Source organism: Curtobacterium sp. MCBD17_035 (genome assembly GCF_003234815.2).
Classification (GTDB): Bacteria; Actinomycetota; Actinomycetes; order Actinomycetales; family Microbacteriaceae; genus Curtobacterium.
The window spans coordinates 2,216,045-2,241,740 of the sequence record NZ_CP126279.1; the positions used below are offsets into that span (position 1 = coordinate 2,216,045).

Annotated in this window: 23 protein-coding genes; 11 read left to right on the forward strand and 12 right to left on the reverse strand. The window is 73.5% G+C overall.

The genetic code is table 11. The features are described from left to right. Window positions 1-22: 22 nt before the first annotated feature. Window positions 23-1,177: a glycosyltransferase family 2 protein gene (locus DEI93_RS10435; protein ID WP_111026190.1), complete on the forward strand. Its 1,155-nt coding sequence runs from the start codon at window positions 23-25 to the stop codon at window positions 1,175-1,177. A 96-nt stretch (window positions 1,178-1,273) separates the two neighbouring features. Here DEI93_RS10435 and DEI93_RS10440 read toward each other — a convergent pair whose 3' ends face one another. Together DEI93_RS10440 and DEI93_RS10445 are read right to left on the reverse strand one after the other, a co-directional pair. Further along, window positions 1,274-2,854 (reverse strand): glycosyltransferase family protein, encoded by a 1,581-nt coding sequence (locus tag DEI93_RS10440; protein ID WP_111119278.1) that lies wholly within the window; start codon window positions 2,852-2,854, stop codon window positions 1,274-1,276. Next, window positions 2,841-4,748: a glycosyltransferase family protein gene (locus tag DEI93_RS10445; protein ID WP_146244355.1), complete on the reverse strand. Its 1,908-nt coding sequence runs from the start codon at window positions 4,746-4,748 to the stop codon at window positions 2,841-2,843. Before DEI93_RS10445 ends, DEI93_RS10440 begins: the two co-directional genes overlap by 14 nt. A 109-nt stretch (window positions 4,749-4,857) precedes the next feature. Between DEI93_RS10445 and DEI93_RS10450 the strand changes: the two genes are divergently transcribed. From DEI93_RS10450 to DEI93_RS10460, 3 genes are read left to right on the forward strand one after another with little or no spacing between them, the layout of a single operon-like run. Continuing rightward, window positions 4,858-5,787 (forward strand): glycosyltransferase family 2 protein, encoded by a 930-nt coding sequence (locus DEI93_RS10450; RefSeq protein WP_375334619.1) that lies wholly within the window; start codon window positions 4,858-4,860, stop codon window positions 5,785-5,787. Continuing rightward, on the forward strand, window positions 5,777-7,330 hold the full coding sequence (locus DEI93_RS10455; protein ID WP_111119276.1) for a DUF2142 domain-containing protein: 1,554 nt from the start codon (window positions 5,777-5,779) through the stop codon (window positions 7,328-7,330). Before DEI93_RS10450 ends, DEI93_RS10455 begins: the two co-directional genes overlap by 11 nt. Then, window positions 7,327-8,967, forward strand: a complete 1,641-nt coding sequence (locus DEI93_RS10460) for a DUF2142 domain-containing protein (RefSeq protein ID WP_111119275.1) — start codon at window positions 7,327-7,329, stop codon at window positions 8,965-8,967. Before DEI93_RS10455 ends, DEI93_RS10460 begins: the two co-directional genes overlap by 4 nt. 85 nt (window positions 8,968-9,052) lie before the next feature. Here the strand turns inward: DEI93_RS10460 and rfbA are convergent, their stop codons facing one another. Then, window positions 9,053-9,916 (reverse strand): glucose-1-phosphate thymidylyltransferase RfbA, encoded by an 864-nt coding sequence (gene rfbA / locus DEI93_RS10465; RefSeq protein ID WP_111119274.1) that lies wholly within the window; start codon window positions 9,914-9,916, stop codon window positions 9,053-9,055. A gap of 5 nt (window positions 9,917-9,921) precedes the next feature. Further along, a complete protein-coding gene (locus DEI93_RS10470) occupies window positions 9,922-10,527 on the reverse strand; it encodes a dTDP-4-dehydrorhamnose 3,5-epimerase family protein (protein WP_111009536.1) in 606 nt (201 codons plus the stop codon). Window positions 10,528-10,643: 116 nt separating this feature from the next. Here DEI93_RS10470 and DEI93_RS10475 point away from each other — a divergent pair, with 116 nt between their 5' ends. Genes DEI93_RS10475 through rfbD form a run of 3 tightly spaced genes read left to right on the forward strand, consistent with a single transcriptional unit; the run spans window position 10,644 to window position 14,081 of the window. Next, window positions 10,644-12,206: a DUF2142 domain-containing protein gene (locus DEI93_RS10475; protein WP_181435980.1), complete on the forward strand. Its 1,563-nt coding sequence runs from the start codon at window positions 10,644-10,646 to the stop codon at window positions 12,204-12,206. Between the two features lie 40 nt (window positions 12,207-12,246). Next, window positions 12,247-13,233, forward strand: coding sequence for a dTDP-glucose 4,6-dehydratase (rfbB, locus tag DEI93_RS10480; protein WP_111009534.1), 987 nt, complete (start codon window positions 12,247-12,249; stop codon window positions 13,231-13,233). After that, the gene (gene rfbD, locus DEI93_RS10485; protein ID WP_111119272.1) at window positions 13,230-14,081 is read left to right on the forward strand and encodes a dTDP-4-dehydrorhamnose reductase; all 852 of its coding nucleotides are present in this window, start codon (window positions 13,230-13,232) and stop codon (window positions 14,079-14,081) included. The genes rfbB and rfbD overlap by 4 nt, the downstream gene beginning before the upstream one ends. Before the next feature lie 94 nt (window positions 14,082-14,175). Here the strand turns inward: rfbD and DEI93_RS10490 are convergent, their stop codons facing one another. Beyond that, on the reverse strand, window positions 14,176-15,270 hold the full coding sequence (locus tag DEI93_RS10490; RefSeq protein WP_258372177.1) for a glycosyltransferase: 1,095 nt from the start codon (window positions 15,268-15,270) through the stop codon (window positions 14,176-14,178). 63 nt (window positions 15,271-15,333) lie between these two features. On the opposite strand from DEI93_RS10490, the gene DEI93_RS10495 reads away from it, so the two are divergent. Both DEI93_RS10495 and DEI93_RS10500 read left to right on the forward strand, forming a co-directional pair. Beyond that, window positions 15,334-16,347: a lysylphosphatidylglycerol synthase transmembrane domain-containing protein gene (locus tag DEI93_RS10495; RefSeq protein ID WP_146242879.1), complete on the forward strand. Its 1,014-nt coding sequence runs from the start codon at window positions 15,334-15,336 to the stop codon at window positions 16,345-16,347. Window positions 16,348-16,438: 91 nt separating this feature from the next. After that, entirely contained in the window at window positions 16,439-17,581 is a 1,143-nt protein-coding gene (locus DEI93_RS10500; protein ID WP_111009531.1) for a glycosyltransferase family 4 protein, read from the forward strand. A 71-nt stretch (window positions 17,582-17,652) separates the two neighbouring features. Here the strand turns inward: DEI93_RS10500 and purE are convergent, their stop codons facing one another. The 4 genes from purE to DEI93_RS10520 form a co-directional block, all read right to left on the reverse strand. Further along, entirely contained in the window at window positions 17,653-18,120 is a 468-nt protein-coding gene (gene purE, locus DEI93_RS10505; RefSeq protein WP_111009629.1) for a 5-(carboxyamino)imidazole ribonucleotide mutase, read from the reverse strand. A gap of 162 nt (window positions 18,121-18,282) precedes the next feature. After that, window positions 18,283-19,605 carry a glycoside hydrolase family 6 protein gene (locus DEI93_RS10510; protein WP_258372183.1) on the reverse strand — a complete coding sequence of 441 codons (1,323 nt, stop codon included), beginning with the start codon at window positions 19,603-19,605 and terminating at the stop codon, window positions 18,283-18,285. Beyond that, window positions 19,563-19,988 (reverse strand): hypothetical protein, encoded by a 426-nt coding sequence (locus tag DEI93_RS10515; protein WP_258372176.1) that lies wholly within the window; start codon window positions 19,986-19,988, stop codon window positions 19,563-19,565. The genes DEI93_RS10510 and DEI93_RS10515 overlap by 43 nt, the downstream gene beginning before the upstream one ends. A 238-nt stretch (window positions 19,989-20,226) precedes the next feature. Further along, window positions 20,227-21,411 (reverse strand): 5-(carboxyamino)imidazole ribonucleotide synthase, encoded by a 1,185-nt coding sequence (locus DEI93_RS10520; RefSeq protein WP_258372175.1) that lies wholly within the window; start codon window positions 21,409-21,411, stop codon window positions 20,227-20,229. 62 nt (window positions 21,412-21,473) lie between these two features. Here DEI93_RS10520 and DEI93_RS10525 point away from each other — a divergent pair, with 62 nt between their 5' ends. Both DEI93_RS10525 and DEI93_RS10530 read left to right on the forward strand, forming a co-directional pair. Further along, window positions 21,474-21,953, forward strand: a complete 480-nt coding sequence (locus DEI93_RS10525) for a GtrA family protein (protein ID WP_111009529.1) — start codon at window positions 21,474-21,476, stop codon at window positions 21,951-21,953. Window positions 21,954-22,035: 82 nt separating this feature from the next. After that, window positions 22,036-22,773: a hypothetical protein gene (locus DEI93_RS10530; protein ID WP_111119269.1), complete on the forward strand. Its 738-nt coding sequence runs from the start codon at window positions 22,036-22,038 to the stop codon at window positions 22,771-22,773. Window positions 22,774-22,821: 48 nt separating this feature from the next. Here DEI93_RS10530 and DEI93_RS10535 read toward each other — a convergent pair whose 3' ends face one another. The 3 genes from DEI93_RS10535 to DEI93_RS10545 all read right to left on the reverse strand — a co-directional run bounded on the left by DEI93_RS10535 (window position 22,822) and on the right by DEI93_RS10545 (window position 25,600). Further along, the gene (locus DEI93_RS10535) at window positions 22,822-24,129 is read right to left on the reverse strand and encodes a UDP-glucose dehydrogenase family protein (protein ID WP_111009528.1); all 1,308 of its coding nucleotides are present in this window, start codon (window positions 24,127-24,129) and stop codon (window positions 22,822-22,824) included. 111 nt (window positions 24,130-24,240) lie between these two features. Continuing rightward, window positions 24,241-24,804, reverse strand: a complete 564-nt coding sequence (locus tag DEI93_RS10540) for a PH domain-containing protein (RefSeq protein WP_146244020.1) — start codon at window positions 24,802-24,804, stop codon at window positions 24,241-24,243. A 4-nt stretch (window positions 24,805-24,808) separates the two neighbouring features. After that, the gene (locus tag DEI93_RS10545) at window positions 24,809-25,600 is read right to left on the reverse strand and encodes a biotin--[acetyl-CoA-carboxylase] ligase (protein ID WP_111119268.1); all 792 of its coding nucleotides are present in this window, start codon (window positions 25,598-25,600) and stop codon (window positions 24,809-24,811) included. Window positions 25,601-25,696 lie beyond the last annotated feature (96 nt).

Consider the following 25,696-nt stretch of genomic DNA (forward strand, 5'->3'; position numbering starts at 1 on the left):
ACACCTCCCCGGGACTCCACCGATGAAACTCGCAGTCACGCTCATGGTCCGCGACGAAGCGGACGTCATCCGACCGTGGTTGGACCACCACCTCGCACAGGGCGTGGACGTCTTCGTCATCACCGACAACGGATCGGTCGACGGCACCCGCGAGGCCCTCGAGGCGTTCGCGGCGTCCGGCGTCGCCGAGGTCGACCTCCGACACGACCCGGTGCACCGGAAGCAGCAGAGCGAGACCGTGACACGGATGGCCCGCGAGGCGCACACGCTGCACGGTGCCGACTGGGTCGTCAACGCGGACGCCGACGAGTTCCTGTTCGCCAAGGACCGCAGCCTGACGCTCCACGAGGTGTTCGAACGGCTCGACCCCGCGGTGAACGCGTTCGTCGTCCCCGTCGTCAACATGGTCGGTCCCCTCGCTCGGCGCGGCGCCGGCCTGTCGCGGCTCCTGTGGCGCGACGAACGCTCCGCGTCCGAACTGCACGCGGCGGGCCTCATCTCGCAGCCGTCCGGGAACGCGATCCACGTCGGACACCCGGACGTCGCCGTCGTCCAGGGCAACCACCTCGTGACCATCCCCGCGGGCGAGGCCCCCGCCGAGGACCTCGCGCTCGAGGTCCTGCACTTCCCCTGGCGATCGTGGGGGCAGTACGAGCACCGCGTCGAGATCGCCGGTCGCGCGTACGAGGCGAACCCCGACCTCAACCCGAGCCCGAACCACCACGGGATGCGTGACTACCGGCGCCTCCAGGAGGGCGTCCTGCTCCACTACTACGCGCTCCGCCACGTCACCGAGGCGGAAGCCGAAGCGGGGCCGTTCACCCGGGACGACTCCCTCGTCCGCTCGTTCGCCGACCGCGGGACGCCGCTTGCCGACGGCGAGGACGAGGTCGTCCCGGAGGACGAGTTCGTCGACCTGCGCCGGGTCGGAGCCGCGTTGGCGGCGCGCGATGCCGAGGTCGACCGCCGCGAGACCGAACTCGGACGCGTCCGCGAGAACGTGCGGCTGCTCGAGTCGACGGTGCAGCACCAGCAACTCCGGATCGACGCCGTCGAGCAGCTCGCGAACCACCGGGAGGCCGAGCTCCAGCGCATGCGGGCGCGGCGCGTCGTGCGTATGGCCGACCGTGCGGGCGACGTGGCCCGGTCGGTCCGGTCGCGCATCCGCGCGCACTGACACGCGCACTGACACGCGCACTGACACGCGGTCGTCCTCGCTGCGACGCGGAGGTGCCGGAGACGCCGGAGACGCCGGAGACTCCGGACGCGACGCTCAGGCGCCGTCGGGCCGTCCGCCGTGGTCGGCGTGGACGTCGGACTCGGAACCCGCGTCGACGCCGACTGCCGGCGGCCGCCGGAGGCGGAGCACGACGGCCGCCACCACCATGAACGCGAAGACGACGAGCGAGACGACGTAGTCGCCACGCGTGGCGGTCAGCGCGATCGCCGGGCCGACCGGGGTCACGAGCCCGACGGCGCTCGAGTAGGCCACGACGGCGCAGATCGACCAGAGCACCGTCAGGACCGTGCCCGCGATGCGCCCGAGCGCGGTCAGTCCGATCGCCCCGACGATCGCGGTGACCGGGACGAGCGGGAGCGCGTAGCGGGTGTTCGGGGCGCCACCGCCCATCACGAACCGGACCTCGAGGAACACCGTCAGCACGAAGACCGCGACCATCATCGCCGCGACCCACCACCCTGCCGGGACACCCCAGAGCGGCCGCCCGACGACCCCGTCGACCTCGGCCGGCTGCGCATCGGCGGCGGCGGAGCCGTGGCGGCGTCCGCGTGCACGCAGCGTGCGGACGAGGACGACGACACCGACGACCGCGGCGAGCACGAGCGGTGCGAGGAGCAGGACCCACGTGAGCGGGCTCGTCGTCGGCAGGCCGGCCCGGTACACGGCGAACAGCTGCTCCCAGAACCCCTTGTCGGTCACGACGGACGACGCGGTCCGGTCGTGCCGACCGAGGTGCGCCGCGGCCCAGGCCGGGTGGCTGCCGGCCACGTTGCCGGTGAGCGCGCGATTGCGGAGGTAGAACCACCCCGCCCCGAGCGCGGCGACGACACCGACGACGACGGCCGCCAGCACCCGGCGCCCCCACGCCCCGCGCGCGGTGACGGCACGGGTCGGCGCGACGAACAGGGCGACGACGAGGCCCAGGAGGAAGACGGCGAACACGAGCCGACTCAGCATGCCGCCCACGCCGACGAGCGCCGCGGCGACGACGAGCCGCGTCGTCAGGCCGGTCCGCAACGCCCGCGCCGCCAGCCCGATCGCGAGCGCGCAGAACGTGACGTTGACGAGGTCGTTGTAGATCGCGCCACCGACGAGGATGAGCATGCCGGTCGACGCGGTGGCGAGCGCGGCCACGACCGCGACGACGCGGTCCCCCGGACGCACCTGCCGCGCGGCCCACCACGTCGCGAGCACCGTCGTCCCCGCGATGAGCGCGTCCTCGAACCGGCCGGCGATCACCGCGATGTAGAGGTGGTTGCCGTCGATGAGCGGTCCGACCACGGGCGCGAGGAGCGCGTAGAACAGCGGCGGGTGCTGCGAGACCCACTGCACGGGCGGGACGGCCCCGAAGGCGGGGTGGAACTGGATCCCGCGCTCGAAGACCGGGAGGTGACCGTGCCACACCTCGTAGGCGTAGTCGAGGTGCGCGGTCTCGTCGGCCGTCGACAGCGGCCCGTTGCTCAGCGCACGGGCGACCGAGGCGAGCACGACGAACACCACGGCGGCGACCAACCCGGCGACCTCGAGCCGCGCGTCCCGCCGCGCCCGTCCCTCCCGGCGTCGCTCCCGCGTCGCACTCCGGGGTCCCTCGGCCCACGACTCAGCTGCGGACACGGAGGACCTCCTCGATCAGGACGGCGGCTCGGCGGTCGAACGAATGGTGTTCGGCGAACACCGCGGCACGCGCCGATCGGATCATCTCGTCGCCGGGTTGCGCGGCCGCGACGACGCGCCGCAGGTCGTCCGGACCGCCGGCCGTGACCACGACGCTCGGTCCTGCGACCTCGCGGATGCCCGGCACGTCGTCCGACACGACGATGGCCCCCGTGGCGGCGGCGTCGAAGAGCCGGTTCGACAGGAACCCACCGTCGGCCATGTCGGGCCAGTGGTCGTTGAGCACGACCCGAGCGCTGCGGTAGGCGTCGGGCAGGCGGTCGTTCGGGAGGAACGCCCCGCGGACCCGGGGCGCCACCGATGTCGCGTCCCACCCGGATCCCCACACCGTCAGGTCGAGGCCGGCCGCGACCGCGTCGGCGACGACCGGCCGGACGGTGTCGCGGGTCTTGCCCACGAAGAGGACGTCGCTGGCGAGTTCGGGATCGGACGGTCCGGGTGCGAACCGCGCGGGATCGGTGGCCTGGAGCAGCGTCCGGACGGGCAGTCCCGTCCGGGCCGCCGTGGCGTCCGCCCACCGAGCGCCCGCGGCGAAGCGCAGGTCGAACCGGGCGAGCTCCGGGTCGGTGACGAGGTCGGGGTGACTGATCACCCAGAGCACGTTGACGGCGCCGGGGACGACCGGGGTGTCGTCGAGTCCACGGAGCACGAGGCTGACGTCGTCGAGGTGCTCGGAGCGCGGACGGACGTGCCGGTCCCGCGCGTCGACCACGACCTCCTGACCCGCTCGCCGCAGGGCGGCCGCGAGGTCCTGGGCGAAGAACAGGTCGCCCCAGTCGTCACCGCGGCGGCCGGCGTGGGCCGCGATCTTGAGCGACCAGCGCAGACGGACGGCGCGATCGGTCGCGTGCACGGCCCGCACGAGCCACGGCACGGGGACGCGCAGCGCGACGGGACGCCCCGCAGGACCGGCGTCGACGCGTGCGATGGCGAGACCGCGCGCGGCGAGGGTCGTCGGCGTCCAGGCGTCCGCTCGGTCGTCCCACCCGCGGACGACCGCCTCGGCGTCGGTGTCGAGGCGCCGCGGTGTCTCGCGCGCGTCCCGGTACACGCGTCCGACCGGCACGGCCCGTACGGCCCCGCCGTGCACGTCCGCAGCGGCACGTGTCCAGGCGGCGAGCGTGACCTGTGCGTCGATCGTGCGCGGCGGGATCCCGACTGCGCTCGTGTGGACGGCGAGGACGGGTTCGTCGGCGGCGAAGACCACCGTGCCCGCCTCGCCGACGTCCTCGACCGGGAACCCCTCGAGGACCGGCCACGTGGGCCACCCTGGACGGATCAACCCGGCACCCGCGCTCGCGACGAGGTCGTCGCGGGTGCGCACGACCGCCTGGACCACCGCGGTGTCCGGCGTGAGCGCGTCGAGGAGGCGTCCCCACGCCTCCGGCTCGGCGTCGAGCGCCGCGTCGACCACGAGCAGACGCGCTCCGACCACGGCCGGGAGCGCGGCGGCGACGGCGCCGCCGACCGTCGCGTGCACGCGCTCGTCGACGCCCTGCCACCCCTGCGGGACGCGCGGTACGGGATGTGCGGTGGCGGGTCCGGCGTGGACGTCGTACGTGGCCAGGAGCACCTGCGCGGCGTCGACCGAGGCTGCGGCCGCGTCGAGGGCGGCGGCGCGGTCGGCGAGCGACGTCCGGACATCGGCGAGCACGAGGACGGTGGTCACGTCGGCGCGGAGCGCCGCATGGTCCACGCCGCGCTGGTCGATCTCCGTCGCGATGCCGAGCACGACGGGTCCGTGCCCCGCGTCGGGTGGGCTGACGTCACGACCGGCCAACAGGCGTCGAGCGACACCCGCAGCGACGCGAGCTGGTCCCCGGGTCAGCGCCATGCGTCCGAGGGTAGTGCCCGCGCGCCGCCGACACCGTTCCGCTCACGACCTCCGCTAGGATCGACAGCGCTGTCCAGAGCCCGAGGTGTTCCGAATTTTGAAACTGTTCGTGCAGATCCCCGCCCTCAACGAAGAGGCCACGATCGCGTCCGTGATCGATTCGATCCCCCGCGAGATCCCCGGCATCGACGAGGTCGAGCTGCTCGTGATCGACGACGGCTGCTCCGATCGCACCGTCGAGGTCGCGCGCGAACACGGCGTCAAGCACTTCGTGCACCACACGACGAACATGGGTCTCGCGCGGTCCTTCCGGGACGGCGTCGACTACGCGCTCCTGCACGGCGCCGACATCGTCGTGAACACCGACGGCGACAACCAGTACCCGCAGGCCATGATCACCGAGCTGGTGCAGCCCATCCTCCGGCGCGAGGCCGACATCGTCATCGGTGACCGGCAGACCCGCACCATCGAGCACTTCTCGGCCTTCAAGAAGAGCATGCAGCAGTTCGGCAGCTGGGTCGCCAGCCGCGCGGCCGGCCTCGACCTCCCCGACGCCGCGAGCGGCTTCCGCGCGTACTCCAAGTACTCGCTCATCCGGCTGAACATCGTGACGCGCTTCAGCTACTGCATGGAGACCATCGTCCAGGCCGGGTACAAGCGCCTCGCGATCGCCAGCGTGCCGATCACCACGAACCCGAAGACCCGCGAGTCCCGCCTCTTCAGCAACATCTGGCAGCACATGTTCCAGTCGGGGTCCGCGATCGCCCGGGTCTACCTGATGTACCGACCCATGGCCCTGTTCGCCTGGATCAGCGTGCTGCTCGCCGTGTGCGGGCTCATCCCGTTCGTCCGGTACCTCGTCCTGCTGGCGGTGGACGGCGGGGGCAACCACCTGCAGTCGCTCATCCTCGGCGTCGTCCTCGTCATCACGGCCCTGCTCTCGATCGTGATCGGCGTGGTCGCCGACCTGACACGCCTGAACCGGACGTTGCAAGAGGAGACACTCGACCTCCAGAAGCTCGCCCGGTATGGCGATTGACGCCCCTCCGATCACCCGTCGCGAGCGCATCGCCGTCGTCGCGCTGACGGTCGCGTTCGGGCTGGTACTCGCGCTGTGGGCGGTCCTGACCCCGCTGTTCCACACGCCGGACGAGGCCGCGCACGTGGACGCCGTGGTGCACGTGGCGCGCGGCGACGGCTGGGCGGCACCCGGGCATCTCCGCTACGAGGGCGCGACGGTCCAGGCGCAGGCGCTCGTGGGACACGTCCCGACCGACCAGGGCCCGACGTGGGGCGCGCTGGAACGCCGGTACACGCACGAGACCGGCGTGAACCAGATGACGCAGCACCCGCCGACGTACTACGTGCTCGCGGCCGGTGTCCTGCACCTCGTGCACTACGAGCACCTCCGGTACGACCTCGTCGTGCTCACCCTGCGGCTGTTCGACGCCCTCCTCGTGCTCGCACTCCCCCTGCTGGCGTGGGCGACGACCCGACGGCTGACGGGCTCACCCGCCGCGGCGCTCGTCGGCGGGGCAGCCGTCCTCGCGGTGCCACAGGTCGCACAGATCGGTGCCTCCGCGAGCAACGACCCGCTCGTCATGCTCGCCGGTGCGCTCGTCACGTGGCTCGGGGTCCGGGTCGTGACGGGCGACGTCCGACGCCGCACGCTCCTGGCGCTGTCGGTCGCGCTCGGACTCACGGTCGCGTCGAAGGCGACGGGTCTGCCCGCGATCCCGTTCGTCGCCGTCGCCGCGTTCTGGTCCGGGGTCGGTGTCCTCCGTCCCGTGGTGCGCGCGGTCCGGGCGCTCGTCGCGCTCGCCGTCGCCGGGGTGCTCGGCGGCTGGTGGTGGCTCCACAACATCGTCGTGTACCACGCGCTCCAGCCGAACGGACTCATCGCCCTCCGTCCGGACGAGCCCTGGACCGGCGGGGCGACGCCGAACTTCGGCCAGTTCTTCAACAGCGAGTGGACGGGCCTCGGACCGACGTTCTGGGGTGACTTCGGACGCGCTCAGTTCCCGATGACCCCGGTGCTGACGGACCTGCTCACGATCGTCGGGATCGGCGGGATCGTCGTGTGGGGGTTCCGGCGCGGCCCCGCGCTCCGCTCGGCGATCGCGCTCGCGGTGTTCCCCGCGTTCCTCGTCGCGACCCAGCTGCTCAACAACTGGCAGAGCTACGACCGCACGCAGTTCATCGGCGGCGTGCAGGGCCGGTACTTCTTCCCGGGCATCGTGGCCCTGGTGGCGTTGAGCGCGCTCGCGTGGCGACGCGCCGTCCTGACGCCCGCAGGTCGCGCCCGGTTCGGCCGGGTGGCCCTGGTGACGGCCGTGCTCGTGGCCGCGTACGGCGTCACCGTCGGGTACCGCGGCTTCTGGGAGAAGAACCAGTTCCTCGTCACGCAGGACGGCCTCCACCGGCTCGCGAGCGTGAGTCCCGTCGGCGGCGCCGGCGTGACGGTGCTCACCGTGCTCCTCGGCGTCGCCCTCGTCGTGGCGGCCGTCACCACGTGGTGGGCGATCCCCGCAGCCGCGGCGGCGCGGACGCGCGCGGCGCGGAGCGAGGAGGTCCCGGTATGACCGCCGCCGAGCGCCTCCCGGCCACCGCGGTGGTCGTGCCCCGCCCCCGGGTGACCCGGCGCGAGGTCGTGGTGGTCGCGGTGGTCACGCTGGCGTTCGCGCTCCTGCTCGTCGTGTGGGCGCTCGTCACCCCGATGTTCCAGGCCCCGGACGAGGCCGCCCACGTCGACGCCGTGCTGCACCTCGCGCTCGGCGGCCACTGGGACGCCCCCGGGCAGCTGCACTACCTCAACGCGACGCGTGCCGCGGTCGACTCCGCCGCGTCGACCCCGCCCCTCCAGCGGCCCACCGTCGGTGCCCTCCTCGCGGCGCACCCTGGCGAATCGGTGCTCGTGGACCAGATGTCGCAGCACCCGCCCACCTACTACCTGGCCGCGGCGGTCGTCCTCCGGATCCTCCACCTCCACGACCTCCGGTGGGACGTCGCCGTCGTCGTGCTCCGCCTGGTCGACGCCCTCCTCGTCGCGCCGCTGCCGGTCCTGGTCTGGGCGACGGTCCGGCGGCTCACGCGGGCGCCGCGACTGGCAGCGGTCGCGCCGTTCGCGCTGTTCGCGGTGCCCCAGCTCGCGCAGATCGGTTCCTCCGTCACGAACGAGGCCCCCGTGTTCCTCCTGGGCGGCCTGCTGACGTGGTTCGGCGTCCGGATCCTCACCGGTGACCGGCGCTGGTGGACGACACTCGCGCTCGGGCTGACGTTCGCCGTGCTGGCGTCGGTGAAGGCCACGGGCCTCCCGGCGGTCCTGTTCGTCGCCGTCGTCGTGCTCGCCGCACGCGCCCTCCCCTGGCGGGCACGGCTGTCCCGCGCCGGGGTGGCGCTCGCGATCGGCGTGGTGCTCGGCTCCTGGTGGTGGGTGCACTGCCTCGTCGCCTTCCACACCCCGCTGCCGAACGGTCTCGCCGGTCTCACCCCGGTCACGCCGTGGCCGCCCGGCTCGACGCGGAACCCGGGGCTGTTCGTCGACCAGCAGTGGGACGGACTGACGCGATCGTTCTGGGGCGAGTTCGGCGGCTTCCAGTTCCCGATGACCCCGATCGTCACCGACCTCCTGTCGCTCGTGGCGCTGCTCGCGATCGCGTGGTCGTTCACCCGCCGGTTCCCGCAGCGCGGTGCCGTCGTCGCACTCGGCGCGCTGCCTGCGTCCGTGCTCCTCGCCGTCGTCGCGTACGACTGGCGGTCCTACGGTGGCCTGCACCAGATCGGCGGCACCCAGGGGCGGTTCCTGTTCGTCGCACTCGTCGCGGCGATCGCGATGAGTGCGGTCGCCTGGTCCGCGCTCGTGGTCCGGCCGGTGCTCCGTCGCCGGGCCGCCCGGGTCCTCGTCGTCGCGGCCCCGGCCGTCGGTGCGTACGGCTTGAGCGTCGCCTACCGCGGCGAGTACGAGCAGACGAACCTCGGGATCACGCGTCCCGGGCTCGCGCACCTCGCGTACACGACGCCGCTCGGGTCGCACACCCTCGCCGTGGTCGGCGTCCTCATGGCGGTCGCGGTCGTCGTCGCGGTGGTGCTCGCGTGGCGCTGGTGCGGGCTCGGGTCCGGTCGGGACACGACCGGCCGGGAGGCCCCGCCCACCCCGGTCCCGTCGGTCACCGCCACGGTCCCCGCGACCGCGACCGACCGCCTCCCGGACGTCGACTGACGGAGCGCGGGACGCGACGACGCCCCGGCTCCTGGCGGAGGTCCGGGGCGTCGGGGTGCCGGGGTGCCGCGCGACGGGACGCGCGTCAGGCGTCGAGGAGGCGCTGCAGGTACACGCCGTACCCGCTCTTCGCGAGCGGTGCGGCGAGCGCGGCGAGCGCGGCGTCGTCGATCCAACCGTTCCGCCAGGCGATCTCCTCGATGCAGCCGATCTTGTGGCCCTGCCGGTCCTCGATCACGCGCACGTACTCCGACGCCTGCATCATCGACTCGAAGGTGCCGGTGTCGAGCCATGCGGTGCCGCGGTCGAGCACCTGGACGTTGAGCGCACCGGCCTCGAGGTACCGCTCGTTGACCGTCGAGATCTCGAGCTCACCGCGGGCACTCGGCTCGATCGTCTTGGCGATCTCGACGACGCGGTGGTCGTAGAAGTACAGCCCCGGCACGGCGTAGTTCGACTTCGGCTCGGCGGGCTTCTCCTCGATCGAGATCGCGCGGAAGCCGTCGTCGAACTCGACCACGCCGTAGGCCTTGGGGTCGGAGACGTGGTACGCGAAGATCGTCGCGCCGTCGATGTGGGTGTTCTTGCGGAGGTTCGTGCCGAGGCCGACCCCGTGGAAGATGTTGTCGCCGAGGACGAGCGCGACGCTGTCGTCCCCGATGAAGTCCTCGCCGATGACGAACGCCTGCGCGAGGCCGTCGGGCGAGGGCTGGACCGCGTACTCGATCGTCATGCCGAGCGCGGAGCCGTCGCCCAGGAGCGCACGGAACTGGTCGTTGTACTCCGGCGTCGTGATCACGAGGACCTCGCGGATCCCGGCCATCATGAGCGTCGACAGCGGGTAGTAGACCATCGGCTTGTCGTAGATCGGCATGAGCTGCTTCGAGATGCCCTTGGTGATGGGCCACAGCCGCGTGCCGGAACCGCCGGCGAGGATGATGCCCCTCATCGCGATCAGGCCCCCTTCAGCGAGTCGTAGAACGACCGGGCGTCCGCCCACTGCGGCAGCAGCCCCTGTGCCTCGGCCTCGGCGAGCGTCGGCGCCTCGGTGTCCTTCGGGGACAGCAGCAGCTCGCCCGCCTCCTCCGGGAACGCGAGCCCGATGGCCGGGTCGACCGGGCTGATGCCGTGCTCGCGCGTGGGCTGGTAGACGTCCGTGACGAGGTAGGACACCGTGGCGCCCTCCGTCAGTGCCACGAAGCAGTGCCCGAGCCCCTCGGACAGGAAGATCGCCCGCCGGTCCTCGTCATCGAGGAGCACGGAGTCCCACTCGCCGTACGTCGGCGAGCCGACCCGGATGTCGATGACGAAGTCGAGGACCGCGCCGTGCGTCGCCGTCACGTACTTGGCCTGGCTCGGCGGGATGTCCGCGAAGTGGATGCCGCGGACGGTGCCGCGCTTCGACACGGACGTGTTCGCCTGCTTGAGGTCGATCGAACGGCCGGTGGCCTCGGCCAGGCGGTCGAAGCGGTACCACTCGAGGAACACGCCACGGTCGTCCCCGAACTGCTTCGGCGTGATCTCGTAGCTGTCGGGGATCTTCAGTTCGCGGATCTGCACCCCGAGAGCGTAGCAAGGCACCGGATTCGCGCCCTCGCCGGGGAGCGGCGCGGCGCGGGTCGGCGGGTGGGCGGGGCGGTAGCCGATCGGTAAGCTCGCCGACGATGGAGGTCCGGATGCCAGTCACCCGCACGGAGCGCTGGACGATCGGCTCGATCACCGCGGCGTTCACCCTCCTGCTCGTCGTCTGGGCGCTCCTCACGCCGCTCTTCCAGGCGCCCGACGAACTGCCGCACACCGGTGCCGTCGTGGCGATCGCCACGGGCGAGGGCTGGCCGGCGCCGGGCGCACTGCGGGTGTCGAACGCGCTCCTCGCGGCCCGCGCCGAGGTCGCGACGACCGCGCCGGCCGACCGGGGCACCTGGGCCGAACTCGTCCGTGCCGCCCCCGGTGCGAGCGCCGGGGCGGACCAGATGACCCAGCATCCACCGACCGCCTACGCCCTGGCGGCCGTCGTGCTCCGCATGGTCGGGTTCGAGGACCTGCGGTGGGACCACGTGATCGTCGTCCTCCGCCTCCTCGACGTCGCACTCGTCGCGCCGCTGCCCATGCTCGTCTGGGCTGCCGGCCGTCGCCTCACGCGGTCCCGGCGGTTCGGCGTCGTCGCGGCTGCGGCCCTGGCGGCCGTGCCGCAACTGGCCCAGATCGGTTCCTCGGTCACGAACGACGCGCTCGTGATCCTGCTCGGCGCGGTCGTGACCTGGCTGGCGGTCCAAGTGGCCACCGGCGACCTCCGGTGGCGCACCACGGTCGCACTCGGCGCCGCCCTCGGCGTCCTGGTGGCCACGAAGGCGACCGGGTTCCCCGCCGTCCCGCTCGTCGGCCTCGCCTTCGTCGTGGCCACCACGGCTCGTCTCCGCGTACGGCTGGGACGTGCGGCGGTGGCCCTCGCGATCGGCGCCGCGCTCGGGGGCTGGTGGTGGGTCCGCAACGTCGTGCGCTACGGCACCGTCCAGCCGAACGGGCTCGCCGGCACCTGGACGGCGTCGCCGTGGGCCCCGGGCCAGCAGCGCGACCCGGGGTTCTTCCTGTCGAGCGAGTGGTCCGCGCTCACGACGTCGTTCTGGGGTCGGTTCGGACTCCTCTCGTACCCGATCGACCCCGTCGTGGTGGTGGCGTTGACCGTCGTCGGGCTCGTCGCCGTGGCCGCCGCGGTCGTGCTCCGGTCACGGTGGCGTGGACCCGTGCTCGCGCTCGTGACGTTCCCGGCGGTGTCCCTGCTCCTCCTCCTCGCGAACAACTGGCAGTCGTACGGTCGGCTGCACCGGATCACCGGGGCGCAGGGGCGGTACTTCTTCGTGGCGCTCGCCGCGCTCCTGCTCGTCGCCGCCGTCGGCGGACTCCGTCTGCTCCCGACGCGCTGGTGGCCCGTCGCCGGTCGGGTCGTCGCGGTCGGGGCGCCCGTCATGGCGGTCTACGGACTGTCCGTCGCCTACCGCGGCTTCGACGAGGGCGCGGCGCTCCGTGTCACCCGCGCCGGCCTCGCCCACCTCGCCGCGACCACCCCGCTCGGTGCGCCGGTCCTGCTCGCGGCCGTGTGCCTCCTGGCCGTCGCCGGGAGCGCGACGGTCGTCGCGGTGTGGCGATCGGCCGGCCGCGGGAGCGACGTCGGAACGACCCCCGTCGGCGCGGGACCGGACCGCCCGTCGCTCCGACGAGCCCCCGCGGCGTCCCGCTAGAATCCTCGGCGACCCTCCGCCAGACCGTTAGGAACAGTCCGTGAAGATCCTCGTCACCGGTGGAGCCGGGTTCATCGGCTCCAACTTCGTCCGACGCACGCTCGAGGACGCCTACCCGGGCCTCGAGGGCGCCGAGGTCGTCGTCTACGACGCGCTGACCTACTCCGGCAACGAGCAGAACCTCGCCCCGGTCGCCGACTCCCCGCGCTACACCTTCGTGCACGGCGACATCACCGACGCGGCCAAGCTCGACGAGGTCGTCCCCGGCATCGACGCGATCGTGCACTTCGCCGCCGAGTCGCACGTGGACCGTTCCGTGCGGGACTCCGGCGTCTTCGTCGAGACGAACGTCGTCGGCACCCAGCGCCTCCTCGACGCGGCCCTGCGGCACCGCACCCAGCGCTTCGTGCACGTCTCCACCGACGAGGTCTACGGCTCGATCGCCGAGGGGTCGTGGACCGAGGACCGGCCGCTCGAGCCCAACTCCCCGTACTCCGCGTCGAAGGCCGGCAGCGACCTGCTCGCGCGCAGCTACCACCGCACCCACGGGCTCGACCTGTCGATCACACGGTGCTCGAACAACTACGGCCCGTACCACTTCCCCGAGAAGGTCATCCCGCTGTTCGTCACGAACCTCATCGACGACCAGCACGTCCCGCTGTACGGCGAGGGCAACAACATCCGCGACTGGCTGCACGTCGACGACCACACGCGCGGCATCGCCATGGTCCTGACCCGGGGTCGCGCGGGCGAGATCTACAACATCGGCGGCGGCACGGAGCTCACGAACAAGGAGCTGACCCAGCTGCTGCTCGACGCCACGGGCAAGGACTGGTCGTACGTCGACCGCGTGGCCGACCGGCTCGGGCACGACCTCCGCTACTCCGTCGACATCTCGAAGATCCAGGCCGAGCTCGGCTACGAGCCCCTCGTGCCGTTCGAGCAGGGCCTCGCCGACGTCGTGCAGTGGTACCGCGACAACCGCGCGTGGTGGGAGCCGCTCAAGGAGCGTGCGGCGCTCGCATGACCCGGTACCTCATCACCGGCGCCGGCGGCATGCTCGGCCAGGACATCCAGCAGGCGCTCCTCGGGCGGGCGGTGACCGCGCTGACGCGTGCCGAACTCGACATCAGCGACGGCAGCGCCGTCGGTGCCGCGGTCGAGGGCCACGACGTCGTCATCAACGCGGCGGCGTACACGAAGGTCGACGACGCCGAGACCGACGAGGCCACGGCGCGGCGCGTCAACGCCCAGGGCGCCGAGATGCTCGCCCGGGCCGCGGTCCAGTCCGGTGCCCGGCTCGTCCACGTGTCGACGGACTACGTGTTCGACGGCACAGCGACGACGCCCTACGCCGAGGACACGCCGACCCACCCGGTGAGCGCCTACGGTCGCACGAAGGCCGAGGGCGAGGCGTTCGTCCGCTCCGTCGCCCCGCACTCGTCGTACATCGTCCGGGGCGCGTGGCTCTACGGCGCCGGCGGCCCGAACTTCGCCAAGACGATGCTCCGGCTCGCGGCGTCACACGACACGGTGAGCGTCGTCACCGACCAGGTCGGCCAGCCCACGTGGACGGGCGACCTCGCACGGCAGATCGTCGCGCTCGTCGACGCCGACGCTCCCGCCGGGGTCTACCACGGCACGAACAGCGGACAGGCCTCGTGGTTCGAGTTCACGAAGGCGATCTTCGTCGAGGCCGGCCTCGACCCGGAGCGCGTGCTCCCGACGGACAGCAGTGCGTTCGTCCGTCCGGCACCGCGGCCCGCCTACAGCGTGCTCGGGCACGACGGCTGGGCGGCGGCCGGGATCGCGCCGATGCGCGACTGGCGGGACGCCCTGCACGCCGCCGCTGCCGCGGGGGTCCTGACGGCCTGAGGGTCGCCGGGCGCCGTCGCGGCTCGGCGCCGTCGCGCCCGGCGCCGCCCTGGGCCGTCGCGCCCTGGGCCATCGCGCCCTGCGCCGACCGCGTTCAGCGCCGAGCGAGCCGCTCCTCGAGCGGGGCGACCACCGCGGCCGGTCGGAAGGCGTCCGCACGGCTCCGTGCAGCTCTGCGCAGCGCCGCCAACCGGTCACGGTCCTGGGCGAGTTCGCGCAGCGCGGCCCCGAGCGCGGCCGCGTCCCCCGGCGGCACGAACAGCGCGTCCTGCCCGAGCATCCGTCGCTGCGGGGCGGTGTCGCTCGTCACGATCGCGGTGCCCGCAGCGGCGCACTGGTACACCTTGTTCGGCACCACCCGGAGCGCCTTGTCGGTCGTCCCGAACACGCCGAGACCGACGTGGTGCGCGGCGACCACGGACGGCAGATCGGCGGCCTCCACCCAGGGCGTCCAGGTGACGTCGGGTCGGTCGCCGACGGCCGCGCGCGTGGCGTCGAGGTCCTGACCGGACCCGATCATGGAGACCTCGACGAGCCCCTCGGGGAGGCCCGCGAGCGCGTGCCCGATCACCGCGGCCCCTTGGAGGGGCGTGAACAGTCCGAAGAACACGACGCGGACGGGTCCGTCCCCCGGCTCGGGCGCGGGCTCGACCGCGGACCACTCCGAGGGCGCGCCGACGGGCACGACGACCGCCTTCGACCGCAGCGCGGCCGGCACGAGGTCCCGGTGTTCCTCGGTGTCGAGGACGATGACGTCGGCGATGGTGAGGGCGGCGCGGTCGAGCCACCGGAGGGCGCGCTGGACGACGCCACCGCCGACGCCGCGGTCGGCCGCCGTGTCCGCGGCGAAGATCAGGTGGTCGAGCACGATGGTGGTCCGGGGGAACAGCGCTCGCGCCAACCAGACGTCGAAGTGCCCCATGTACCCGACGAGCAGTGCGTCGGGACGACCGGCGGCGCGGACCCGCAGTGCCCGGACGGCGAGCCGGCTCCACGACGACAGCAGCCGCACGGCCATCCGGACCGCCCCGGTCCGCGACCCGAGCATGGCCACGCGGTCCCGGGTGCTCAGGCCGAGCGGCACGTTCGCCTCGACGACCCGGTGGCCTCGGGCACGGAGGCCCTCGACGAGGACCGTGACGCGCGGGTGGTTCGCCGCCTGGTACGTCCCGAATGCGAGAATGCGCACGTGGCCTCGTGTCCTCCCTGCCCGGGCCGATGCGTCATCGGCCGCGAACTACCCTAGGTGATCATGACCACGAGCCCCGAGACGCCGCCCGCCCCGCGACGCAGCCGCCGGACCGTCATCCGCGTCGTCGCCCTCGTGCTCGCACTGGCGCTGTGCGTGGCGTTCCTCGTGCCGCGCGCGGACGACATCGCCGCCGCCTTCGCGCGGCAGCGTCCGGCTCCGCTCGCGCTCGCACTCCTGCTCGGGTTCGCCGCGACGTGGGTGACGTTCCTGTCCTGGCGGAGCCTCCTGGCCGGCGCGGGGCACCGCCTCCCGCTCGGTGCCGCGCAGCGCGTGTTCTTCCTGTCGCAGATCGGCAAGTACATCCCGGGCTCGGTGTGGCCGATCGTCGCGCAGGCGGACCTCGGCCGCGAGCACAAGGTGCCCGCGGCCAAGAGCGTCGCCGTCGGCATGCTGACCCTGCTCGTCAGTTGCGGTGCCGGCGTCTGCGTGGCGGCCGTCACGATCCCGTTCGTCGCCCCCGGCGCCTTCCGGACCTACTGGTTCGTGCTCCTGCTCGTGCCCATCGTCGTCGCCGCACTCCACCCGTCCGTGCTCGGCTTCGGCATGCGCCTGGCCTCACGGGTGACGCGTCGGGAGCTCGGTCAGCTCACGATCCCCTACCCGACCCTGGCCCGCGCGTTCGGGTGGGCGGCGCTCGCCTGGGGGCTGTTCGGCACGCACATCGCCCTCGTCCTGTCGCCGCTCGCGCACCTCCGCCCCGGCGTGTTCCTGCTCGTGATCGGCGGCTACGCGCTCGCGTGGCTCGTCGGCTTCGTCGTGTTCTTCCTGCCGGCCGGGCTCGGCGGGCGGGAGGCCACGCTCACCGCGCTGCTCGTGGCGGGCGTGCCGCTCGCCAGCGGGACCGCGGTGAGCGTCGCGGTGATGTCCCGGGTGCTGCTCACGGTCGTCGACGTCGTGTTCGCGGCCGTGTTCGTGCTGAACCGGCGGCACCGTCCCGTGCCGCCCGTCGCGGTCCCGACCGAGCGGGACGACCTCGGCGCGCTCGGCTCTCGCGGAACTCCAGGGCAGCACTGATAGGTTCGTGCGGCCTGCCGGGGACGTCCGCGGGCCGAGCGAGACCGGGTCCGACGCGTCGTCGGCGAACTCCAGGAGACCGAACAGCCCCATGACCACCCTCCGCGTGATCGTCGACCAGATCGTGGCCCCGGTGCCGGGCGGGATCGGGCGGTACGCCGAGGAACTGACGCGGGAACTCATCGCCACCGCACCGGCGGGCTGCGACGTCGAGGGCATCGTGTCGGCCGTCGACGCCGGGGACCTGGCGCACATCCGGACGCTCCTGCCGGGCCTGGCGGACCTCGAGCGCCTGTCGCTGCCCCGCCGCGAGCTCTCGCTCGCCTGGCAGGGCGGGTTCGCCCACGGCGCCAGCCGCGGGATGGTGCACGCGCCGAGCGTGCTCGCCCCGTTGGTCAAGCACGACCGTGGTCTGGAGCCGGGCCGGCAGACGGTCGTCACGGTGCACGACGTCGTGCCGTGGACCCACCCCGAGACCCTGACGCCCCGCGGTGTCCACTTCCACAAGGCGATGGTGAAGCGCGCGTACAAGTACGCGGACGCCGTCGTGGTGCCCACGCACGCGGTCGCGGCCGAGCTCAACGAGATCCACCGGTTCGAGGACCGCCTCCGCGTGATCGGTGGAGCGCCGAGCGGGCGACTCCGGGTCCCGGTCGACGCCGACGTGCGGGCCGAGCGCCTGGGCCTCCCGGAACGGTACGTGCTCGCGGTGGGGACGCTCGAACCGCGCAAGGGCCTCGGGCACCTCATCGCGGCGATGGCGCGCCCCGATGCTCCCGCCGACCTCCCGCTCGTCATCAGCGGTCCGGACGGCTGGGGCGACGTCGACGTGGCCGGCACGGCCGCCGCCGCGGGCCTCGCCCCGGACCGCGTCAAGGTCCTCGGACGGATCGAGGACGCCGACCTCGCGGTCGTCTACGCCCGCGCGTCGGTGTTCGTGTTCCCGAGCCTGGCCGAGGGCTTCGGCCTGCCCGTGATCGAGGCGATGAGCCTCGGCACGCCGGTCATCCACTCGGACGCGCCGGCCGTGCGCGAGGTCGCCGCGGACGCCGCGGTCGTGGTCGACACGAACCCCATCGAGACGTACCCGGAACGGCTCGCCCACGCGATCTTCCAGGTCGTCGGCGACCAGGCGCTCGCCGCGCAGCTCCGGGTCGCCGGTCCCGACCGCGCGCGCATGTTCGATTGGCGCGACTCGGCCGCCGAGGTCTGGCACCTGCACGCCGACCTCTGAGCGGCACGCGCGGGAGGCCCGTCACCGGACTCGCCGCGTCGCCCGGGACGCCGTGGTCGGCCCGGCACCCCTCAGAGCTGCGCGCGGAGCGCTGCCGCCTTCTGCTCGACGAGGTCCTCGAGTCCCGCGGCGTAGTCGGCCAGACGCGCCGAGACGGCGGCGTCGGCGGAGCCGATGATGCGGGCCGCGAGGAGCCCCGCGTTGGCCGCGCCGTTGATCGAGACGGTCGCCACGGGTACTCCCGCGGGCATCTGCACGATCGACAGCAGTGAGTCGAGGCCGTCGAGCCGCGCGAGCTGCACGGGGACGCCGATGACGGGCAGCGTCGTCACGGCGGCGAGCATGCCGGGGAGGTGCGCCGCACCACCCGCGCCGGCGATGACGACCTGGATGCCGCGACCGGCGGCCTCCCGACCGAACCGCATCATCTTGTCGGGCGTGCGGTGGGCGGAGACGACGTCCGCCTCGAACGGGATGCCGAGCTCGGTCAGGATCTCGGCGGCCGCGCGCATCGTCGGCCAGTCCGAGTCGGATCCCATGACGATCGCGACGAGCGGGGACGACGGTGCGGTGGTGTCGGTCACGGGTCGATGTTACCGGCGCGGGACGGGCCACCCGGCCGCGATCCGTCCGTCCGTTCGTCCGTCCGTCCGCGCGTCGAGATGGCCGCGCCGGCACACCGGCCACCGCGGTCGGTGGGCCTACCGGCTCGTGTTCGGCACCGTGACGGTCTTGCACCCGAGACTCGTGTCGGCGCCACCGCCGACGCTCACCGCCGTCAGGCAGACCCTCCGCGACCCGGCCGCCGCGGGGACGAGTGCCGCGAAGCCGTGGGACGCCCCCGCCCCGTACACCCGCGCGACGTCCTTCCGCGTCGTGTCGGCCGTGAACGTGGTCGTCGTCGACCCGATGGCGGCCCGGACGGTGAGGGCGGTCCCGGTCTGGTCGCCGTCGAACGCCCATCCGGCCACCCGGATGCCACCGGCCGCGCCGGTCGCCGAGTCGAAGGACCCCTTCGGGCTGACGGACGGGACGGTCACGGTCCTGCATCCGAGGCTGCTGTCGCCGCCGCCCGCGACCCCGGCCGCGCTCGCGCAGACCGCGTGCTTCCCGCTCGTCGCCGGGACGGTGGCGGAGAACCCGTGCGCGGCCGTGACGCCGTAGGCGCGCGCGACGTCCGGCCGGGTGACGTTCGCGGTGATCGTGGTCGCCGCGCCGTCGATGGTGATCCGGACGGACAGGGGCGTTCGGGTCGCGTCGGGATCGAACGCCCATCCCTGGACGGTGACACCGGCGGTGACCGCGGTGGCGCGGTCGAACGACCCCTTCGGGGCGGATCCCGCGGGCGCGGTCGTGCCGCCGTTGCCGGAGCTCGCGCTCACGGTGCCGTTCGGGTCCAGCACGGCGTTCGCGACGAGGGCCCGGGCGTAGCTCGGGTACCACTCCCCCGCGGCGGGCGCACCGCCACAGGAACCGTCGCTCGCGCCGGGGGTCTTCACCCACAGGAGGGCGTCGAGCGCCGTGCCGTCGTCGACGACGCGCGGGGCCGCGCCGAGTCCGGCTCCGGGCCCGTTGCACCAGGTGCCCCGCCAGCCCTGCCCGTTGCGTGACGTGTCGATGACGTAGTGGGCGCCGCCCGTCGCCGCGGAGACCTGCTGGTCGTAGGCCTGCTCCTGCGCGGTCGGGTAGTAGTTCGCGACGTTGCTGAAGAAGCCGCGCGCATCGGCGACACCCGCGGAACGGAGGCGCTGCGCCATGGTGGCCGGGGGGACCCAGTTCGAGTTCCCCCCGTCGAGGTACGCCGGGACCCCCGCGGCGGTGAAGGCGCTGACCTCGTGCGACAGGAGCGCGTACCGGCTCGTCGCCTCGTCGGGGCAGCTGCTCAGCATCGCGAGGGAGTCCGGCTCGACCATCACGGCCGCTCGCTTCCCCCGCAGGGTCGATGCGATGAGGTCCACCCACCGCGTGTACTGCGTCGCGGTCATGCCGCCGGACGAGTAGCCGCCGCAGTCGCGGTTCGGGATCGCGTAGGTGACGTAGACGGCCTCGCGCCCGCCCCGGCCGCCGCGGCCTCCGTCGAGGTGAGGAGGTCGACGAGCTGCGCGTCCGAGTACCACTCGCCCAGCCAGATCGCGACCGGGTACTGCGCGATGGCGCGGGCGGCCGCGGCCCCGCTGCTGTCGCCCGCCGCCGCGAGGCTGCTGGCCGCCTGGGCCGCCTGGCTCGTGGGCTCGCGGTACGGTCCGCCGGCGAAGACGCCGCTCGACGCGGCGCTGTGGACCGTGGCGGCGGTGAGGGGTGTGCCCGACGCGGCGGACGCCGCGGACACGGGCACGACGGCGATCGAGACGACCGCGGCGGCGGCCGCGACGATCCCGGCGGTCGCGGCGCAGAGAGAGCGGAGCATGGACGTTCCTGACGGCGTGGTGGGCGCGGTCGTGCGTCGGGGACGCACGGGGTGGAACGTGCGTCGGGAGCACACGTGACTGGCTGTTGTCCATGACAACAGCAGTGGTCACCCCTGTGCACCGCCCAGTCCGGGGGATCCCCCATCGGGGGACGGCGCCGGTCGGGAGGGACGGCGCCGGTCGGGAGGGACGGCGCCGGTCGGGAGGGACGGCGCCGGGCCGTCGCGCGGCCGCCCGTCAGTCGTCGAAGTGCGCTGCGGCCGCCCGGGCACGGAACACGACGTCGTCGACGTCGTCGCCCGTGACCGTGACGTGGCCGATCTTCCGCCCGGGCCGCGGCGCCTTGCCGTAGAAGTGGTACTTCGCCTCGGGGAACTCGGCGAGTGCGGCGGGGTAGCGCGACGCGAGGTCGCCGTCGGCCGGGCCGCCGAGCACGTTCACCATGGCCGCGATGGGCGCGTGCATGCCCGGCGCTCCGAGCGGCAGGTCGAGGACCGCGCGGAGGTGCTGCTCGAACTGGCTCGTCGTGGCACCGTCGATGGACCAGTGCCCGGTGTTGTGCGGCCGCATCGCGAGTTCGTTGATGAGGATCCGCTCATCGTCGGTCTCGAACAGCTCGACCGCGAGCACGCCCGTGACGTCGAGCTCCTCGGCGATGCGGACGGCGATGTCCTCGGTCGTGTCCGCGATCCGCCCCGCGCTGCCCGGCGCCGGCGCGATGACCTCGGCGCACACGCCGTTGCGCTGGACGGTCTCGACGAGGGGCCACGGGACGACCTCGCCCGAGGGACGCCGCGCCACGGACTGCGCCAACTCCCGCGTGAAGCCGACGAGCTCCTCGACGAGCAACGCGTCACCCGAGGCGGTCTCGGCCAGGGCGGTGAACCAGTCGTCGGCCTGGTCGGACGCCGTCACGACGCGGACGCCCTTGCCGTCGTACCCGCCACGGGCGGTCTTGACGACCGCGCGGCCGCCGTGTGCGTCGAGGAAGGCGCCGAGTTCGGCCGCGTCGTGCACGGCGGCCCAGTCCGGCACGGGCAACCCGAGCGACGACAGCCGTGTGCGCATGACGATCTTGTCCTGCGCCACGGCGAGGGCGGCGGGGCCGGGACGCACGGCCACGCCGGCGTCGACGAGGGCGGCCAGCACGTCCTGGGGCACGTGCTCGTGGTCGAACGTCACGACGTCGACCTCGCGCGCGAAGGCGAGCACGGTCGCGGCGTCGTGGTAGTCACCCGTGGCCGTCGCGGCGATCGAGGCCGCCATGCCCGGCTGCTCCGCGAGCACCCGGATGTCGAGGCCGAGTTCCACGGCCGGGGGCACCATCATCCGGGCCAGCTGTCCGCCACCGATCACGCCGACGCGCAACGCCATGTCCGTGTGTTCCCTCCACGACGACCGGGACCGATCCCAGCCCGTCATCTATACTCGCGGCGGCCGTTCTCGCATCCGCCGGCCACAACTCTACGGAACCGGGAGGGCCCGTGCGGCGTCTCTTCGCACAGCTCGCGCGCTTCGGCATCGTCGGAGCAGTCGGGTTCGTGGTCGACACCGGCCTGTTCAACCTCCTCCGCCTCACCGTCCTCGCCCCCGAGCACGTGCACGCCGGTCCCTTCTTCGCCAAGCTCATCTCGACCACGGTGGCGATCCTCGTGAACTGGGTCGGGAACCGCTACTGGACGTTCCGACACCAGCGCCGTTCCGTGGCCGTGCGTGAGGGCATCGAGTTCGTCGTCGTGTCACTCGGCGGCATGCTCATCTCCCTCGGGTGCCTCTGGATCTCGCACTACGTCCTCGGCTACCACTCCGCGCTCGCGGACAACATCTCGTCGAACGTGATCGGCCTCGTGCTCGGTACGGCCTTCCGGTTCTGGCTGTACAAGGTGTGGGTGTACCACCCGGACCGCACCCTGGACACGCAGGACCGCAGCGTCCCCGCGGTCGCAGCCGACACAACGCCCTGACCGCGAGCCGTCGTCGGCGCGTTCCACGACCCTCCCGGCCGTTGCGGGGTGGGGCGGGGGCCCACCTGCCAGGATCGGGTCCATGCCAGGTTCTCGCCGTCGGGGCGGTCTCGTCCCGCTGCCCGTCGTCGTGTCACTCGGGGTCGGCGTGGCCCTCGCCCTCACGGGGTGCAGCGGCGGCGGCGAACCGACACCGACACGGACCGCGCACGGCGCGAGCGCGACGCCCCACCCGACCGGCGACGCCACCACCGCGACGGGTGCGACGGCGGGTGCTGCCCCGATCAGCAGCGGCGCGCCATCGGGACCGGCGTCAGCCGACCCGGGAGCGACCGCGGGTGCCGGCGGGTCCGGCTCCGGCGGGTCGTCATCCTCGGGCGGGGCCGGCACCGGGACGACAGCGCCGGTCGACGTCGCCGGGATCGCCGCGCAGGGCGTCACGGCCGCCGGTGGTGGCACCGTCATCGCGTTCTCGAAGTCCGGTGCCGACGGGTGGACCGTGCTCGTCGTGGGGACCGGCGGGGCCGAGACGCAGTCGGTCGTCTCGGGGACGACGGAACGGGTGATCAGCGGCCCCTTCCCGAAGCAGGTGGACGCCGCGACGCAGGCCGCGGACGCCGCCGCGGCGACGGCGGCACACGTCGACGTCGCCCACGCCGCCACGACGGCGACCGCCGCGGTCAACGGCGGCAGGGTGACGTCCCTCCGCCTCGGCGCCGCCGGATCGTCGCACCGGTGGACCGTGCTCGTCAGTGCCGACGGCACCACCCACACGGTCGTCGTCGACGCGACGACCGGCAGCGTCGTCTCGACGGCCTGACGGACGGGCGGCCGCGGACCGGGCGGCCGGTGGAGCGTCGGACTCCGGTCAGCGCCCCATGCCGCGGTACGTGAACCCCGCCTGCCGCCAGGCCTGCGGATCGAGGCAGTTGCGGCCGTCGACGATCGCCTTGGCAGCCACGAGGGCACCGACCGCGGCCGGCTCGAGGTCCCGGAACTCCTGCCACTCGGTCAGCACGAGGACGACGTCGGCACCGCCGAGGGCCTCCGCGGCGCTCTCGGCGTAGGTGAGTTCGGGATGGACGCGCTGCGAGGTGTGGACGGCCTCGGGGTCGTAGGCCACGACCACGGCCCCCGCCGTCCGCAGTCGTGCCGCGATGTCGAGCGCCGGGGAGTCGCGCACGTCGTCCGAGTCGGGCTTGAACGCCAGACCGAGCACCGCGACGCGGCGGCCCTGGACGTCACCGCCGAGGAGCTCCGTCGCGACGTCCACGAGGCGGTCGCGACGCCGCAGGTTGACGGCGTCGACGTCCTCGAGGAAGTCGAGCGTGTGCGGCAGGCCGAGTTCGATCGACCGGGCACGGAAGGCACGGATGTCCTTCGGCAGGCACCCGCCCCCGAACCCGAGGCCCGCGTTGAGGAACCGCCGGCCGATGCGGGCGTCGAGCCCGATGGCGTCGGCGAGGGCGGTGACGTCGGCGCCGGTGACCTCGGCGATCTCGGCCATCGCGTTGATGAACGAGATCTTCGTCGCGAGGAACGCGTTCGCGCTCACCTTCACGAGTTCGGCCGTCGCGCGGTCGACCACGAGTCGGGGCGTCCCCGCGGCGAGGGCCGCGGCGTAGACGTCGTCGAGCACCTCGACCGCGCGCTCACCCTCGACCCCGTCCGGCACGCCGTACACGATCCGGTCCGGGCTGATCGTGTCCTGCACGGCGAAGCCCTCGCGCAGGAACTCGGGGTTCCAGACGAGCGTCGCGTCGGGTTCGGCCGCGGCGAGGTCGTCCGCCAGGCGCGCCGCCGTGCCGACGGGCACGGTCGACTTGCCGACGACGAGCTGTCCGGCACCGACGTGCGGCAGCAGTGCGGCCACCGCCGCGTCGACGTACCGGAGGTCGGCCGCGCCGTCGGCACCCTGCGGGGTCCCCACGGCGAGGAAGTGCACCTCGGACCCCGCGACGTCCGCGATCTCCGTCGTGAACCGGATGCGGCCGGTCGCGAGGGCCTCGCTGAGGATCTCGGGGAGTCCCGGCTCGAAGAACGGTGCCTCACCGCGGGACAGCGCCGCGATCTTGACGGGATCGACGTCGACGCCGACGACCTCGTGTCCGAGCTTGGCCATGGAGACGGCGTGGACGGCACCGAGGTACCCACAGCCGATCACTGAGATGCGCACCCGACGAACTTACCGGAGCGTGCCGACGCCGAGCGGCCGGACGCACCGGGGCCTCACCCGGCGCCCCACCCCCGGTCTCCCCGTGGGCCCGGACCCCGGATCACCGGCGCGTCACGACCGAACGCCTCCCGGTCCGACGTCGTCGGGCCCGGGGCCGCGGAGGATCTCCTCCCACGTCGGACCGGTGCCGTGCGCGGCGGGCGGCGGTGCGGCACGGCCGGCGAGCTCCTGCACGGCGGCCGCCACGAGCGCGACACCCGGCACGTCCCAGAACAGCACCGGACGGTCCGACGCCCCCTGCACGACCACGTCCCCGGATCCGCAGAGCCGCTGCCCGATCGAGCGGTGCACGGACACGACGAGCGCTGGCGTCAGCACCACCTCGGTGCGGTGCCGCATGAGGACCCCCTCGTGCGCGACGAGTCGGTGCGTGGTGACGACGAACCGCGTCGACAACCAGCGGAGGAACGGCACGAGCGCCCCGAGCACGAGCACCACGAGCGCCGCCACCGACACGACGAGGTCGACCCACGCCCACTGCGCGTGGAACACGCCGTGACCGTAGCCGTAGCCCGCGGCCGCGACGAGGAGCGCGACGACGGGCCGGACCAACTGGCGCCCGGAGGGCCGGATCCGGGCGACGACGCGCTCGCTGGGTCCGTCCTCGTCGGGCATGGCGTCATGCATACCGCAGGTGCGTCACATCGCCCACGGCGATCGCCGTGACGGCACCGGATGCACGGCCTGCTCCCGGCGTGGACGCAGTGCCGGGCCCCTCGACGACCAGACGCCCCTCGTCGTCGAGGTCCCTCGCGGTCCCCTCGAGCACGGACCCGTCCGGGAGCTCGACGCGCACCTCGCGTCCGATGGTTCCGCACGCCGCACGGACCCGGGCGCGCACGGCGGGCAGGTCAGCGGACAGACCGGACACGGCCTCCCGGAACCGCGTCCAGAAGCCGGCCAGCACGACGTCGGCGAGGTCGTCGGCGCCCCCACACGCACCGGCGAGCGCGAGCGACGTCGCGACGGGTGTGGGCAGGTCGTCCTCGGTCAGGGTGAGGTTCACGCCCACGCCCACGACGACGGACCCGTCCGCAGCGACCTGGGCGAGGATCCCGCACAGCTTCCGGTCGTCGACGAGCACGTCGTTCGGCCACTTCACGGCGACCGCGGCCGCCGTGACGAGCGGCGCGACCGCGTCCCGCATCGCCACGCCGGCCACGAGCGGCAGCCAGCCCCGCGCCACCGGGTCGAGGTCCGCACGGACGAGCACGCTGACCGCGAGCGTGCGGCCGGGCGGCGCCGTCCACACGCGGTCGAGCCGCCCGCGCCCGGCCGTCTGGTCGAGTGTGGCCAGCGCGGCGAGGTGCTCGGTCGCCGGGGCGGTGGCGAGGAGATCCGCGTTCGTCGACCCCGTCGACGCGACGACCGTGAGCGGCACCCCGGCGGCACGGGATCGTTCGAACGACATGCGAGCCAATGTACGGGTCGCGCCCCCGCCGGGAGCACGTCCACCGGTTGCATGACACCGTGCACTCCGACCCCCAGGAACCGTGGGGACCCTCCA